Annotated in this window: 8 protein-coding genes; 6 read left to right on the forward strand and 2 right to left on the reverse strand. The window is 60.5% G+C overall.

What is annotated here, in order from left to right; translation table 11 throughout:
* Positions 1-14: 14 nt before the first annotated feature.
* The 6 genes from HX803_RS18660 (at position 15) to HX803_RS18685 (ending at position 9,618) form a co-directional block, all read left to right on the forward strand.
* Positions 15-1,472: an outer membrane protein transport protein gene (locus HX803_RS18660; RefSeq protein ID WP_178922436.1), complete on the forward strand. Its 1,458-nt coding sequence runs from the start codon at positions 15-17 to the stop codon at positions 1,470-1,472.
* Positions 1,473-1,751: 279 nt separating this feature from the next.
* Positions 1,752-4,277: an acyl-CoA dehydrogenase gene (locus HX803_RS18665; protein WP_178922438.1), complete on the forward strand. Its 2,526-nt coding sequence runs from the start codon at positions 1,752-1,754 to the stop codon at positions 4,275-4,277.
* A 73-nt stretch (positions 4,278-4,350) separates the two neighbouring features.
* Positions 4,351-5,694, forward strand: a complete 1,344-nt coding sequence (locus HX803_RS18670; protein ID WP_178922440.1) for a 3-oxoacyl-ACP reductase — start codon at positions 4,351-4,353, stop codon at positions 5,692-5,694.
* A 3-nt stretch (positions 5,695-5,697) separates the two neighbouring features.
* Entirely contained in the window at positions 5,698-6,588 is an 891-nt protein-coding gene (locus HX803_RS18675) for a MaoC/PaaZ C-terminal domain-containing protein (RefSeq protein WP_178922442.1), read from the forward strand.
* The gene (locus tag HX803_RS18680) at positions 6,585-7,883 is read left to right on the forward strand and encodes an acetyl-CoA C-acetyltransferase (RefSeq protein ID WP_178922444.1); all 1,299 of its coding nucleotides are present in this window, start codon (positions 6,585-6,587) and stop codon (positions 7,881-7,883) included. The genes HX803_RS18675 and HX803_RS18680 overlap by 4 nt, the downstream gene beginning before the upstream one ends.
* A 31-nt stretch (positions 7,884-7,914) precedes the next feature.
* Entirely contained in the window at positions 7,915-9,618 is a 1,704-nt protein-coding gene (locus HX803_RS18685; RefSeq protein WP_178922446.1) for an AMP-binding protein, read from the forward strand.
* Positions 9,619-9,667: 49 nt separating this feature from the next.
* Here HX803_RS18685 and HX803_RS18690 read toward each other — a convergent pair whose 3' ends face one another.
* Together HX803_RS18690 and HX803_RS18695 are read right to left on the reverse strand one after the other, a co-directional pair.
* Complete coding sequence (locus tag HX803_RS18690) at positions 9,668-14,479, reverse strand: dermonecrotic toxin domain-containing protein (RefSeq protein ID WP_178922448.1); 4,812 nt, start codon at positions 14,477-14,479, stop codon at positions 9,668-9,670.
* 145 nt (positions 14,480-14,624) lie between these two features.
* The gene (locus HX803_RS18695; protein ID WP_178922450.1) at positions 14,625-15,740 is read right to left on the reverse strand and encodes a Gfo/Idh/MocA family protein; all 1,116 of its coding nucleotides are present in this window, start codon (positions 15,738-15,740) and stop codon (positions 14,625-14,627) included.
* Positions 15,741-16,003: the final 263 nt, after the last annotated feature.

Consider the following 16,003-nt stretch of genomic DNA (forward strand, 5'->3'; position numbering starts at 1 on the left):
ATAAGGAGTGCCGCATGAATAATAAAAAACAACAGGTACAGGTTCTGCTGGGCTTGGCATTAATGGGGGGGGTGATGATTGCCGCGCCGGTCCAGGCCGGTGGTTTTTCCACACCGACCTATGGCGCCCCGGGCTGGGGTCGTGCCTTTGGTGGTGGTTCGCTGTTCAAGAATGACCCCAGTTCGGCGTACAACAACCCGGCAGCGATGGCATTTGTAGAACACAATGTGGCGCAGTTTACGGTCGACTATGCCCGTATCAAGATCAAGTACAAAGGTGAGGCGAACGATTATCTCGGGCAGCCGATTACCAATACACCGGTAGCGCCCGATGGGAGTTTCGATCCGGGTAACCGCATTGCCAACAACAATGACGGCGGCCAAGGTGGCTTCACGGCATGGTTGCCGACGGGGTTCATGGTGATGCCACTGGGCGACAGGTTTGCTTTCGGGTTGTCGCAGGTTGTGCCACAGGGCATGCGCTCAACCTGGAATGAAGACTCCAAGCTGCGGGATTTCGCCGTCGATACCAAAATTGAAACCGTGGGGCTGACAGGGTCGCTTTCGTTCAAGGTCCGCGACGACTTCTCCATTGGTGGCGGGATCATCGTTCAGCACAGTAAGGGCTTTGTCAGCCAGAACATCGATTTGCTGTCTGCCGCGTCCAACTCGCAATCGCCGCTGCTGGGGAGTATCGATTTCCCATCGGGGGTGGGTGGCGCGCTGATGCGGGTCAAGGTCGACAATATCTCCACGGGCTGGTTTACCGGTGTCGTCTGGAAACCGACCGCGCAAGACAGTCTTGGCCTCAATTACCACGCCAAGATCAAAAACAAAATGACCGGCAAGTACAACATCCGTGCCGATCAGTTCTCCTACAACCTGATGACTCAGCCCAGCCCATTCGGTGGCAGCGGGACCCTTGTAGAAGAAGCCTACCCTGGACTGAAACTGTTCCCGGACGGAGCACATGCCAGCACCCAATTGGATATCCCGGCCACTGCGGCCTTTGACTGGGTCCACCAGTTCAATGACCGTTTCACACTCGGTGTCAGTGCTGTGTGGACTCAATGGTCATCCTTCAAGGACCTGACGCTCAAGTCCGGTGACATTCAGATCGTCTCCATTCCCTACAACTATCGTGATTCCTGGATGTATTCGGTGGGCGGTGACTTCAAAGCCACCGACGAGTTGACGTTGCGAGCCGGTGTCGCTTCCGACCAGACGCCAACCCGTAACTCCACCCGGGATCCACGGATTCCGGACGGTGATCGCTACTTCCTGTCGCTGGGTGCAGGTTATGAGGTCAAGGCCATTCCTGGCTTGTCGCTCGATCTCGCGTACTCCCATCAATTTGTGCAGGAGGTCAACTTGAAGACCAAGAACGTGGATCGACTCGGTGGCGCCAGCCTGAACGGCAAAGCTGAGTCGTCGGGGGATGTGGTGGCTGTTTCGGCGACCTACGCGTTCTGAACCAATAACGCACTATCGAGGATGAAGCGCTAAGCGCATCTTGGCGCTTTTATCCGCGTTTACCTGCGCCGACGGGGCGCTCCGCGTCCCGTCATTCTCCTTTTCAACGTGATGAGCAAGGCTGACCGGGTCGGCCAACTTTTTTGCCTACGCATTAAATAAAAATTTCAAAACAAAATTTGAATTTAGTTTTCCAAGTTTGTAGTGTGGCTTTACACCGCAGCGCATTTCAATCTGCCTGCGCATTGGCCGTACCCTGAATCGAGTAGAGGTATCCCCATGGTTATCTGGTTATTGGTGGGTTTCGCAGCCGCGATTGCCCTGGCGTATCGACAAGCAGCCGCCACCCTGTGGCTGGGCGCTGGCCTGATCTGGCTGGCGGTGGGCTATCTGTTCAATGTGATCGCCACGCTTGGCATCACGGTAACGGCGGTGCTGGTCATCGCACCGGCCTTGTTGATGGCCATCAAGCCCCTGCGCCGTGCGTTGGTGACGAGCAAGGCGTTGGGCCTGTTTCGCACCATCATGCCGGCCATGTCCGACACCGAACGCGCGGCCATCGAGTCCGGCACCGTGTGGTGGGACGCCGAACTGTTCAGCGGCAAGCCCGATTGGCAACGCCTGTTGCAAGCGGCTCCGGCCAGCCTCAGCGCCGAAGAGCAAGCCTTCCTCGACAACGAAGTGGAAACCCTGTGCGACATCGCCAACGACTGGGAAACCACCCAGATCTGGCAGGACATGTCCCCCGAGGGCTGGCAGTACACCAAGGACGCCGGTTTCCTCGGCATGATCATTCCCAAGCAGTACGGCGGCAAAGGCTTCTCCCACTACGCGCACTCCCAAGTGGTGATGAAGCTGTCGACGCGCTGCTCGGCGGCGGCGATTTCGGTGATGGTGCCCAACTCCCTGGGCCCGGCCGAGTTGCTGTTGCACTACGGCACCGATGCCCAGCGTAACTATTACTTGCCGCGCCTGGCCCGGGGTGAAGACATCCCGTGCTTTGCCTTGACCAGCCCGTATGCCGGTTCGGATGCGGGCGCGATCCCGGACCTGGGCATCGTCTGCAAAGGCACCCACGAAGGCGAAGAAGTGCTGGGCTTCAAGGTGACCTGGGACAAGCGCTACATCACCCTCGGTCCGATTGCCACGGTGCTCGGCCTGGCCTTCCGTGCCGAAGACCCGGACGGTTTGCTTGGCGCACCCGGTTCACTGGGCATCACCTGCGCGCTGATTCCAACGTCCCATCCGGGCGTCAACAGCGGCCGTCGTCATTGGCCACTGAATGCGGTGTTCCAGAACGGCCCGACCACCGGCAAGGATGTGTTCATTCCGTTGGAATGGGTGATCGGTGGCCGTGAACAGGTGGGCAACGGCTGGCGCATGCTAATGGAATGCCTGGCGGCGGGCCGTGCGATTTCCCTGCCATCGGCCAACGTCGGCCTGGGCAAGGTGGCGGTACGCGGGACCACGGCCTACGCAGCGATGCGTAAGCAGTTCGGCCTGCCCATCGGCAAGTTCGAAGGGGTACAGGCGCCGCTGGCGCGCATGGCCGGGCATTTGTACGCCTGCGACGCGGTGCGCAAGGTGTCGGTGGCGTCCCTGGATGCCGGTGAAAAGCCGTCGGTGATCTCGGCGATCGCCAAGTACCACGTCACGGAACGCGCGCGCATCATCGTCAATGACGGCATGGACATCGTTGCCGGCAAAGGCATTTGCATGGGGCCCAACAACTTCCTGGCCCGTGCCTACCAGCAAAGCCCCATCGCGATCACGGTGGAAGGCGCGAACATCATGACCCGCTGCCTGATCATCTTTGGCCAGGGCCTGATCCGTTGCCATCCCTATGTGTTCCGCGAAATGGAAGCGGCGCGCAACCCGGATCGGCGCAAGGCGCTGGAAGCCTTCGACAGTGCGATGTTCGGCCACGTGAGCTTTGTGCTGGCCAATACCGTCCGCGCTGCGGTGCATTCGCTGACCGGTGGGCGGCTGATTTCCGCTCCGGCCAAGACCGACCCGGCGCTGGCGTCCTACTACCGCCAGGCCAATCGGCTGTCGGTGGTGCTGGCATTGATCTCGGACGTGTCCATGGGCGTGCTGGGCGGCGCGCTTAAGCGCAAGGAAAGTATCACCGGACGGCTGGGGGATATTCTGTCACAGCTGTACATTGTGTCCTGCGTGCTCAAGCGTTTTGAAGATGACGGCCGGCCCCAGGCCGACCTGCCGCTGGTGCACTGGTCGGCCCAGGATGCGCTGTTGCGTGCCCATGAAGCCTTGGCCGAAGTACTCGACAACTACCCTTCGAAAGCCGCAGCAGCGGTGGTGCGCGGCTTGAGCTTCCCGCTGGGTATTCCCCTGCGCAAACCGTCGGACCGCTTGCTGGCCCAGGTGGCGGACGTGGTGCAGACCCCGGGTGAGACCCGCGACCGCCTGCTGGCCAATTCCTACATCCCGCGTCCGGAAATCGACAAGCTGGCTTACGGCGAATTGGGTTTCCGCCTGCTGCCGCAGGTGGAACTGATCGACGCGCGGCTCAAGTCTGCCGTGAAGCAGGGCCTGATCGAACCGATGCCGATTTCCGCCACTGCGTTTACCGCCTGGCGCGTCAAGGCGCGAGCGCTGGACCTGATCAGCGACGACGAAGACGCCTTGCTGGGGCGCTACGTGGAGTACGCCGACCATGGCATCCAGGTCGACGACTTCCCGCAGGATTTCGGTTTGCTGGAAGCGTTGCAGCAGCGCAAGCAAGCCTTGGAACCAGCGGTAAAACGTCGCAACAGCCAGAGCGAAAATGCCTCGGTCAATTGAGTGGTACTGAATGAACACGGTCACTGTGGGACCGGGTTTACATGGTCAGCATGCGTTGTGAGTGAATGTCTTTATGAGTGACAGCTACCTTTCCTTCGTCAATTCCCCCTGGGGCCGACGCCTGGCCCAGGCCGTGGGCCTGCCGCAACCGCTGCCGCTGCAACGCCATCGCAGCGGCCAGCAAGGGCTGGTCAACCCGGTGATCATCGCCGGGGCAGGGCGCCTGGTCGATCAGGTGCAACAGGTGTTCAAGGCCACCGACACCGTGGCCGCCACCCCGGCGACTCTCAAGGCGCCGTCCACGGTCAAGGTGCAGGGCGCGGTGTTCGATGCCAGTGGCGTCACCGATTTGCAGCAACTCGACGAGCTCTACGTGTTCTTCCACGCCAACGCCAAGCGAATTGGCCACCATGGACGTGTGGTAGTGCTCGGCACGGCGCTGGAACAGTGCAAGGATTTGCCCCAAGCCATCGCACAGCGCGCCCTGGAAGGCTTGGTGCGGTCGCTGGCCAAGGAACTGCGCCGGGCGATCACCGTGCAATTGATCTACGTGGCGCCGGGCGCCGAATCAGCGCTGGACAGCAGCCTGCGCTTCTTCCTGTCGCGCCGTTCGGCCTACGTGTCCGGGCAAGTGGTGCGCCTGGAAAAAGCCGTGGACGGCAACAGCGCGATCAACTGGGAAAAACCCTTTGTCGGTCGCCGTGCCTTGGTCACGGGTGCGTCCCGTGGCATCGGCCTGGCCATCGCCCAGGTGCTGGCACGCGAGGGTGCCCACGTGGTCTGTGTGGACGTGCCCCAAGCCCAGGAGGCCTTGCAGCAGGCGGCCAGCAGTGTCGGCGGTTCGGCGTTGCCGCTGGACATCACCGCCGCCGACGCAGTTTCGCTGCTGCAAGCCCATGTCAGCCAATACGGCGCGTTTGATGTGGTGGTGCACAATGCGGGTATCACCCGTGACAAGACCATCGCCAAAATGACCGAAGCGGCCTGGCGCAGCGTGCTGGCGGTGAACCTGGAGGCGCCGCTGCACTTGAGCAACGCCTTGCTGGACAGCCAGGGGCTGAACCCGGGTGGGCGCATCGTGTGCGTGTCGTCGATCTCCGGTATCGCCGGCAACCTGGGGCAAAGCAACTACGCCACCTCCAAGGCTGGCGTGATCGGCCTGGTGCAAGGCCTGGCGCCGAAGGCGGCGGCGCAGCAGGTGACGGTCAACGCGGTGGCGCCCGGGTTTATCGAGACCCAGATGACCGCGAAGATCCCGCTGATGATCCGCGAGGCGGGGCGGCGCATGAACTCGCTGTCCCAGGGTGGCCAGCCGATCGACGTGGCCGAGACCATCGCCTGGTTGGCGCACCCGGCGTCCGGCGGGGTCAATGGCCAAGTCGTACGCGTATGCGGCCAATGCCTGCTGGGAGCCTGAGCCATGGACTACGTGACCCAGATCATCGACCCACCGCCGTCGCGCACGCGCTTGCTGCTTGATGGTGTACGCGCGCTGCGCAAGCCCACGCTCGACGGCGAACCGGTATTGCCCAGGGAACGTCTGGTGCGTTCGGCGGTGGAGCTGTCGCCCAGCGGTATCGCGGCCTACGGCCGTGCGTGCGGGTTTCGCCGCGAGCAGGGCGTGCCGCTGTCCTATCCCCACGTTCTGGCGTTTCCGTTGCACCTGATGCTGCTCACTCGCCCGAGCTTTCCGTACCCGGCCAGCGGCATGGTGCACCTGGCCAATCGGATTCGGCAGCACCAGCGTTTGCACGAAGGCCAGACGCTGCGCCTGGAGGTGTATTGCGAGCGCTGGGTTGCTCATCCGAAGGGGCAGGCATTGAGCATCGCCACCCGAGCCTACGGCGCTGACGCCCTGGTGTGGGAAAGCGACAGCCTGTACCTGCGCCGTGACGTCCAGGCGCCGGTTGGCGAGCCGTGGGACGACGTGTTGCCGTTGCAGGAGGAGGGCCTGTTGCGCACCCAGCGCTGGGTGCTGCCGGCCGACCTGGGCCGGCGCTTTGCCAAGGTGTCGGGGGATTTCAACCCGATCCACACCTCGGTGATCGGCGCCAAGATCTTCGGCTTTCGCCGCGCCATCGCCCACGGCATGTGGACCCTGGGCCGCGCACTCGCCGCCCAGCAACCCCCCGGCGGGCTGGAGCAGGCCGAGGCCCATTGCGACTTCAAGCTGCCGATCTTCCTGCCCGGCCAGGTGGCGCTCTGGAGCCGCCCCGTGACGGGCCCGCGCCGCGAGTTCGAAGTGCGCAATTTTGCTGGCGACAAACCCCATATGCGCGGCCTCTTTATCTGGAATGAGACCTGTCGATGAGTGACTACAGCTTCAACCCGGCCCCGGTGCGTCGCGTCGCGATTATCGGCGGCAACCGTATTCCCTTTGCCCGCTCCAACACGGTGTATGCGAACGACAGCAACCAGGATTTACTGGTGGCGGCCCTGCAGGGCTTAATCGACCGCTACAACCTGCACGGCCAGCGCCTGGGGGAATTTGCCGCGGGTGCGGTGATCAAACACTCCCGGGATTTCAACCTGGCGCGAGAATCCCTGCTGTCGACCACCTTGTCTCCCGATACACCCGCCTACGATGTGCAACAAGCCTGCGGCACGGGGTTGGAAGCCGCGTTGCTGGTGGCCAACAAAATCGCCCTGGGCCAGATCGACGTGGGCATCGCCGGCGGTTCCGATACCACCTCCGATGCACCCATCGGAATCAACGAATCCCTGCGCCATACGTTGCTGTCGGCCAACCGTGCCAAGGGCATGGGCGACAAGTTGAAGGCACTGCTGAAGGTGCGTCCCGGGATGTTTTTCAAACCGCTGCTGCCGCGCAACGGTGAGCCACGTACCGGCCTGTCCATGGGCGAGCACTGCGAAGAAATGGCCAAGCGCTGGAAAATCAAGCGCCTGGCCCAGGATGAGCTGACCCTCACCAGCCACCAACGCCTGGCAGCGGCCTACGCCCGGGGTTTCTTTGATGACTTGATCAGCCCCCATCGCGGCCTGGCCCGTGACAATAACCTGCGTGCCGACGCCAGTCTGGAAAAGCTCGCCGGCTTGTCCCCGGCCTATGACCGGCAGAACGGCACGCTCACTGCGGGCAATTCCACGCCGCTGACCGATGGCGCGTCAGTGGTGCTGTTGGCCAGCGAAGAGTGGGCGGCCGAGAACGGCTGGCCGGTGCTGGCCTACCTGCGCACGGGCGAAACGGCGGCAGTGAACTTCGTCGACGGCACCGAAGGCCTGTTAATGGCCCCGGCCTATGCGGTGCCGCGCATGCTCAAGCGCGAAGGCCTGAGCTTTGCGGATTTTGATTTCTTCGAGATCCATGAAGCGTTTGCCGCGCAGGTGCTGTGCACGCTCAAGGCCTGGGAAGACGCCGATTATTGCCGGGAGCGTCTAGGCTTGGACGCACCCCTGGGCGCTATCGAGCGCAGCAAGATGAACGTCAACGGGGGCTCGCTCGGTTGCGGCCATCCCTTTGCTGCCACCGGTGGCCGGCAATTGGCTGCCTTGGCCAAGACCATCCACGAGAACGGCGGTGGCCGTGGCCTGATTTCAATTTGCGCGGCCGGCGGCTTGGGCATTACCGCCATCGTCGAAAAGTAGCTCTATCAAAAACAACAACAAGGAGACTGCCATGAACGCTGTAAGCCTGGAACAAACCGAACGGATCTGGTTGAACGCTTACTTGCCAGGCGTTCCGGCCGACATTGATGCCGGTATCGAGGACTACCCGTCGTTGCGCGAGGTGTTCCTGGAGCACCTGGAGAAGTTTCGCGAGCGGGTCGCCTACGTCAGCATCGGCACCGAAATGACCTACGCCGACTGGAAAGTGCAGGGCGTTGCCTTTGCTGCCTGGCTGCAGGGCCAGGGCGTGAAGAAGGGCGACCGTGTGGCGTTGATGATGCCCAACTGCTTGCAGTACCCAATCTGCCTGTTGGGCACGATCATGGCCGGTGCGGTGGTGGTCAACGTCAACCCGTTGTACACCGCCCATGAGCTCAAGCATTTGCTCAAGGACAGCGGTGCCGAAACGGTGGTGATCTTCGAGAACTTCGCGCACACCCTGGAAAAAGTCGTGGCCGGCAGCAGCGTCAAGCGCGTGGTGGTGGCGGCCATCGGCGACTTGCTGGGCACCTTCAAGGGCGCGGCGATGAACTTCATCCTGCGCCGGGTGCAAAAGCAAGTGCCGGCCTTCAACCTGCGCGGTTCGGTGCGCTTCAATCAGGTACTGAAAGAGGGGCGTGCGCTCAACCATTTTCCGGTGGCCATGGCCCTGGATGACCTGGCCTTCTTGCAATACACCGGCGGCACCACCGGCGATGCCAAGGGAGTGATGCTCAGCCACCGCAACATCATCGCCAACCTGCTGCAAGCCAAGGCCTGGGTCGGTGACCAACTGGACCAGGACCAGCAGGAAACCAACGTCACCTTACTGCCGCTGTACCACATCTTTTCCCTGACGGTGAATTGCCTGATGTTCATGTGCCTGGGCGGGCGCAACATCCTGATCGCCAATCCACGAGACGTGAAGCGCGTACAGATGATCCTGCGCAAGGAACGCTTCAACGGCATCGCCGGGGTCAACACCTTGTTCAACGGGCTGCTGGAAAACAAGGAATTCTGTGCGCGGGACTTTTCGGCGTTGCGCATGGTCATCGCGGGCGGCATGGCGACCCACACGGCAGTGGCCAAGCGTTGGAAGGAAGTCACCGGGTTGCCGATCATCGAAGGCTACGGCCTCACCGAGTGCTCGCCGGTGGTGAGCATCAGCCCGATCAACATTGCGCGCATGCGCGAGATGGAATTCACCGGCAGCATTGGCGTGCCCTTGCCGTCGACCTGGGTGCGCTTTGTGCGCGAGGACGGCGAACTGGCCGAGATTGGCGAACAGGGCGAGCTGCAAGTGCGTGGCCCGCAGGTGATGCAGGGCTACTGGAAACGCCCGGAGGCTACCGCCGAAGTGCTGGATGCCGAGGGCTGGTTGTCTACGGGGGATATCGGGGTAATGGACGAGCGCGGGTTCATCCGCCTGGTGGACCGCAAGAAGGACATGATTCTGGTCTCCGGTTTCAACGTGTACCCCAACGAGATCGAAGACGTGGTGGCGTTGCACCCGGGGGTGGGTGAAGTGGCGGCGATTGGCGTGGAAGATGCGGTGACCGGCGAGAAGGTCAAGATTATCGTGGTGCGCAAGGACCCGAACCTGACCCAGGAACAGATCCTCGCCCATTGTCGGGAATACCTGACAGGGTACAAGTTGCCCAAGTATGTGGAGTTTCGCACGACCGAGTTGCCCAAGACGACCGTGGGCAAGGTGTTGAGAAGAGCCCTGCGCTGATAGACCGCGTCAATGTCTCGAGAGATTGACGCGGCGTTGCCCACGGGTATCAGTCCCTATAAAAGAACAACCTGTGGGCCATGGCGGATGGGATTTTGCTTCGCCAGACGGCGATCACCTTGGCGCTGTTGTTCCGGTATTGCGCCAACTGTGCCTTGAACCCGATATTACGTTGATCGGCGCGTTTCAAATGCCCACTGGTATAGGCGGTTTTTGCAACCGTCAAGCTGGTGTAGTGAAAGTGGGCATACCACAGCACGTATCCGGTATCGCTGTCGCGGATTGCATATTCGCTGAGAAAGTCTTTGGCGTTTGTCGGTTCGCGCTCCTTTACCAGCCCGATGTTCACCGCTTTTTCGTGCCACAAATAGTCCACGATAGCCACCGTAGGCGCCTGCTTTTTGTAGCCCGTGATGCGGTATTGCTTGCCGGCAGCCTTCATTTGCACTGCTAGGGTTCGCCATTGATTGGCCGTAAGGGTCGTTTGATTGGAGGGGGCGGCGTGTTCCAGTTCTGTGGCCAGCGCCTCAAGCTTATCTGCCTCTGTCGTCAGCATGAATTCCCAATCTTTCGGCACTTTTTCGTCCCGCAGGATTTCGTCACGGTCCATTTGATTGAGTTCACGCTGTATCGTGCTTTCAATGCTCTCGCGCTTGGCTGCGACATCCTGTGCTGCGCTGGTGATTGCCCTGGCCGAACGAGCCAGTCTGGGCGGCGGCGTTTGAGTCGGGCCCTCTTCGATTTCCACGTAAACACCTTCTTCGGCATGTTCGTGGAATCGCTCGATCACTTCGCCGTTGGAGGGGTCGACAATTTCGATGAGTTGCGCGGTATCTCCTGGTGCAGCCTCTCGCAGATCGCCGACCAACGTGCCGCGGCTGCGCGTTTTGAATACCCGCTTGGTGGCGGGCTTTTGCCTGATGGCTTTGGGCGGTTGGTAGATAACCTTGTCTTCTTCGCTGTCTATGATCAGTGTTTTCAGGTCATTTTCGGCGCTTGCTCGGCCTTGCGTGATGTTGTCCAGAAAATCATCCAGGTATTGCGTACGAATGCAGGTCGGGTTCAGCCGCTTGAGGTTCTGCCCAATATGCTCGGCAGCGGTATAGCGGTCCACGACGGACTCGAGCACATCGATTCGCTCGGTCGTGCTGTAGCCGCGGCTGGTGGTCATCTCTATGTGAGCCGAAATGGTCGGGCGTAAGCGTATTTGCTCAAATAGATGGAAGAACAACGCTTCGATACTGTTTTGTGCGAGAGGAACACTGCGGTCAAGGCTGAGTTCTTGAACAATATCGATGCCCATTAAGCGTGTATTGTCCGGCAGATATTTTTCCGGCTGCGATAGCCGTGCAACCAGGTCGTCCCGGAAGCTCTTGCCGAAGGCTGATGCTCGGGCCATCTCGTCGAGGAGTTGTTCCTGGATGGTTGACACGGCAACGATTTGATCATGATAGGCGCGTGAGGTTTTCAGATCTTCCATCAACGCCTTGTAGTCTTCAGGCTCTCCCTGTTGGAGTTTGTCGTAAGCGATCGTGAATCGTTGTGTTGCGCTCATTCCACGACTGAACACCCCCGAACCCAGGCCGAAATGGGCCAGTTGGGTTCGCAGCGTGTCTTGCTGATCCCACAGGGCAAAAAAGTGAGTCGTGTGCTCGCGGTCATTGTTGGTTTGATGGTCGACAGCCTTGATGTCGTTAATCACGCTGATGACGTCCCTGTACGCCTGGGTCGCCTTGGCCGACTTCTCCCGGTAATTGATCAGGCTGATGCTGTAGAACGATCGCTGTTCCTGTGTCCTGTTCAGCTCCAACTGATAAGTGGGCGCTATCCGGGATTTCTGCTCAGTGGTTGCCGCATTCCAGATCGCCCAAGTACGCGTCAGCTTGCCGTTTTGTGTGGTGTATTGGGTTCTCGCGGTGTTTAAGGTGGCCAACGCGACAGTTTCATCGGTCACGCATTGCACAAGTGTTTGTTGCAGCTCGGCCTTACGGCTATTCAGCGCAGCGACCCTTTCGGCGTTGGCCTTACGCGCCTCGGCCACGCGGTTCTTTCGTCCACCGCCTATCAGTCGCAACCCTTCGTCGAGCGTCCAGTGCCCTTGGCCGTCGGTCCTAAGCTTGATCCCCGGGCGGTCAGGGTGCTCAGGGTGAACCACATACGCCTCGCCAAAACCGGGCACCACACTGACTTGAAACAGCCGGCCCCTGACGCTGGCGTGCCAGGTTGCGCCGATACGGTAAAGGCCTTTGAACGGACCGGTTGCTGTCGGCGGGGGTGGGTTTTCGGGCCAGTTGACGCGTATCTTGAGTAACTGCTCAAACAGCCGCGCTCGTGAGGCTTCGCGGGCGGTGGACAGGTTGAAGTCAATCAGCGTGTGACCACTGCCGGGTGGCTGTGAAGGCAGGCCGACAGAACCTTGCCGAACACGGGGTGGCGTGGCCTGCTGCGTTTGCGAGGTGCGGCGCAGGGGGGCAAGTGCCACCGGGCGTTGTCGGGTCTCACTCAGAGGGCGACTCGTTACGCTCGCGCCGGCATGTACCAACACCAGGCCGAGATTCAATAAAAGGTCGACCCATGCGAGTTCCCGCGCTTGCGGATCACTGCTTTCCAACGCCGGAATATCCTGCGCCAGCCCTGAGGCGATTTGCAGCATCCAACCCACCAGCATGGCGGGGCCCCTCAATAAAGGCAGCAGCAACGTATTGAACAGTAGGCCGGCGCCTTCCAGGAGGCTGGCCCAGCGGCTTTCGCGGTTGGACACCGATTGGCGGTCAGCCACTTCAACCAAGGTCCTGGCGTAGCTGCCGAACAGATACTGCATCAGGTTTCCCCTGCTCAGCGATTGCAACACCTCGGACTGCGTCCCGCATTTTGCCAAGGTCACAGGCTCGGGGATTTCCGGGGTATCGAACTCCATGCCGATGCCGATTCGCACGTAATGGGGTTGCTGAAACCCGCCGTTGTCGTACACCGCCCGGGCACCGTCCGATAGCCACGTCAGCGCGCTTGCCTGCAGTGCTCCGGGTAAGGCGATGGCTTGCATCAACGCCTCGCGGGTGCTGAATTGCATGAGTACCGGTAAATACTGTGGGCGATAGAGAATCACCGGGCCGGTGGTACAGCCTTGCTCTTCGATCAAGAACATATCGGTCACGTGATCGGGCGCCGCGCCTGGCTTTCTCAAGAACCCCAGCGTGTGGATGACGATGTCTTTGTCGTCCACTCTACGGTCCGCCGCCGTGCTTTTGACCACCGCCGCCACCCTTCGATAACCTTCCCATGTCATCCCCGACTGCTGCCTTACGGCCAACTCCAGCGCGGTCATCGGCAAGTGAACGCGCAGCTGTTGGGCAAACAGGTTTTCGCGCTCACGCGACTCCTTTTCGTCGTTAAAAAATAGACGTTCAAGCAAGGCCGGGTAGACCGCTCCGATGTCAGCCCGAGTAACCAGGCCTTCGACATACTCGGGCGTGAGCCACTTAGCGAGTGCCTGGCCGTCCAGACTGCGCAGGGTCAGGCGACCGTTGGGTTTTCCTGACAGATTTTTCAGTGCCAGGTCCGTCAGCGTCATCCTCACGTGTTCGATGTAGCTGCTACCGATGTCTCCCACCGGTACCGCATAGGTCAGCTCCAACGCGTCAACGTTGTAGGTTGGCCCGGCGGGGTGATCCGCAACCATCAACGCCTGCAGCGTTTTGGCCGCAAAGGAACGAAGCCCGTCAATGCCCTCGAGGAAGCTGCGACCGTGGGTGCGCTTCTTGATGTTGGCTAATTCCACCAAATGACGGGAGTACGCACTGCGTTCGGCGGGTGTACCTTGCGCAAGCCAGTCGGGTAACGCCGCTTGCAGTTGGGTGAGTGGCAGCGATGCACCGATAGGTACATTGAGTAATAGCGGGGCGGGGTCCATGACTCGGTCGTAAAGCGCCTCCAGTGCCTCTATGCCAACCTTGGCCGGCAGGTGCAGGGCTGCCAGGTTTTCAAGTTGCTGATTTAAAATCAGTGCTGCTTGGGTGTCGAAAATATTGCCGTCAGGTTCGAAGCGTTTCCACACGATCTGTTCAGCTTGATAGCGGCTTTTTATGGCGTTCGACCAGGCGCCGCCGAATGCATCGACGGTCGGGTAGGTACGGATGTTGCCTGATACGCCGCAAGAAACTACGCAGGTGCCTTGGACGAGCAGCAATTCGCTTGCCTGAACGCTGACCCGCAGATCGCCCTGAATAAGCGTGGTTTCCAGGGTGTACGCATGAATGGTTTCACCCGATAGGTTGAGCGTGCCGCGCTCGCGATTGTCGGGGTAATCCAGCACGTTGTTGAGGAGTTGCAGGTGTTCGTCGGTCAGGTCACTGCTGCGCTGGACGCTGTTGCGTAATGAGGTGCGCAGCAGGTCGCCCATCCACTGCCAGCGACTGATTCCTGTGCTGCCGTTTTGTTGCCAGAAGTCCGCCAGCGCGCTCTGCAATTCAATGAATAGAACGACGGGGAGTTCGTTGATCAGCGCGGCGATCACGTGGATGTCGATTGGCACGTTGTTGACGGTGATGCGTTTTTGCGGTGTGCCGCTGTTGCACAGGTAATACTCAGACGCGTGCTTGTCCGAGAAATCGGCGGGCACACCGGTTGCCAGAAAATCAAGGGCAACGTCGATCAAAGGTTTGAGGTTCCAGGCTCCAGGGCGGCTGGGTTCCGCCACGCGCAAGGTGGCAGTGTCTACTGGCAGGGCCGGGAATTTTTCCTGAATACTCTCGTGCAACCGCTGGGACACGACTGAACGAAGCGTCGGTCGCGCGGTGAATTGGGTATTGACCGCTTGGGCCAGTACCTTGCTCCAAGGGAGCGGGGAGGAAATGGTAGCCACAGGTTTAGTCCTTCTGAGGGAGGTGTTCAGGCCATGCCTGATCGCACCCTCAGAAAACCCTATGTTCGTACCCTGGAGGCGGTACTGGAGTAGTTCGTCTTGCCGGCGCACTCAAATGCTTTCAAGTGCGCCAAATCAAGCGCGTTTAGAGCGAGTCCACGCTGACCCAGCGCTCTTCCTTCGCGGCGACACGAGTCGCCGTCGCCAATCGCTCCACCGCCCAGGCGACTTCAAAGTCAGTGCCATCCCTGCCTTGCCCCGCCAGCGCCATGATCAATTCCTGAACCTCCAGGGTCTTCAACTCGTTGTAACCCAACTGATGCCCCGCCGCCGGGCTGAACGCCGCGTAGCCGGGCAGGGCGGGACCGGCGAGCAGGCGCTGGAAGCCGTCTTGGCCGACACGGCACAGGCGCAGTTCATTCAAGCGCTCCTGATCGAAGGCCAAGGTGCCCCGGGTGCCGCTGATCTCGAAACTCAGGTGGTTCTTGTAGCCATGCTTGAGCCAACTGCTGCTCACCGTGCCGCGGGCGCCATTGGCGAAGCGCAGCAAGGCGTGCACTTGGTCGTCCACGGCGATGGACTTAAGCTCGGCGCTGCCTTTAACGGCCGGGCGTTGGGCATGCACGGTTTGTGTATCGGCGCACACGCTGACCACATCTCCCACCAGGTAACGCGCCATCGACAGTAAGTGGCTGCCCAAGTCTGCAAGAGCGCCGCCGGCGTGTCCGACTTCGCAACGCCACGACCAAGGTGAGGCAGGGTCGGCCATGAAGTCTTCGCTGAACTCACCCTGGAAGCTGATGATTTCGCCCAGGTCGCCGTTGGCGATCATTTGCTTGGCCAATACGATCATCGGGTTGTGCTGATAGTTGTAACCCACCCGCGTGACCACCCCGGCTGCGCTGGCGGCGCGGCGCATGACGTCGGCTTGTTCCAGGCTGACGGCCAGGGGTTTTTCGCAGTACACCGCTTTGCCCGCGGCAATGGCGGCCATGGCCATGGGGTAGTGCAAATGGTTGGGCGTGGTAATGGCCACGACGTCTACAGTAGGGTCGTTGACCAACGCTTGCCAGTCGCCATGGGCCTGGGCAAACCCCCAGGCTGTGGCGCAGCGCTGGGCGCGCTCGGTGTCGGCATCGGCCAGGGCGGCCAGCCTGAGGGATACTGGCAGTTCGAACACCGCCCGGGCGTTGTTGAACGCCAACGCATGGGCGCGGCCCATGAAGCCTGTACCGATCAGGCCGATTCCGAGTTCACGCATAGCCGTGGTCCTTTGAATTATTGTTTTCAAGAACGCTATTAATGGAATAAAAATTCCCATAATTCAATAGATAGAATAAAAATTCATTTGTGTGCGCTGATCAGCGTGACGAATGCCGCTATATTCAGCTGCGGATGAATTGCCATCAGTTAACAAAAGATAACGTAGCGCCGATTGTCAGACGATTCCAAAGCCCGATAGGATGGCCGCAGCTTCCTCCAGGCGCTCTAGGTTGCAGGTTTCACGGCCCAGGAAGGCAAGCA

The organism is Pseudomonas sp. P7548 (assembly GCF_013386585.1).
GTDB lineage: Bacteria > Pseudomonadota > Gammaproteobacteria > Pseudomonadales > Pseudomonadaceae > Aquipseudomonas.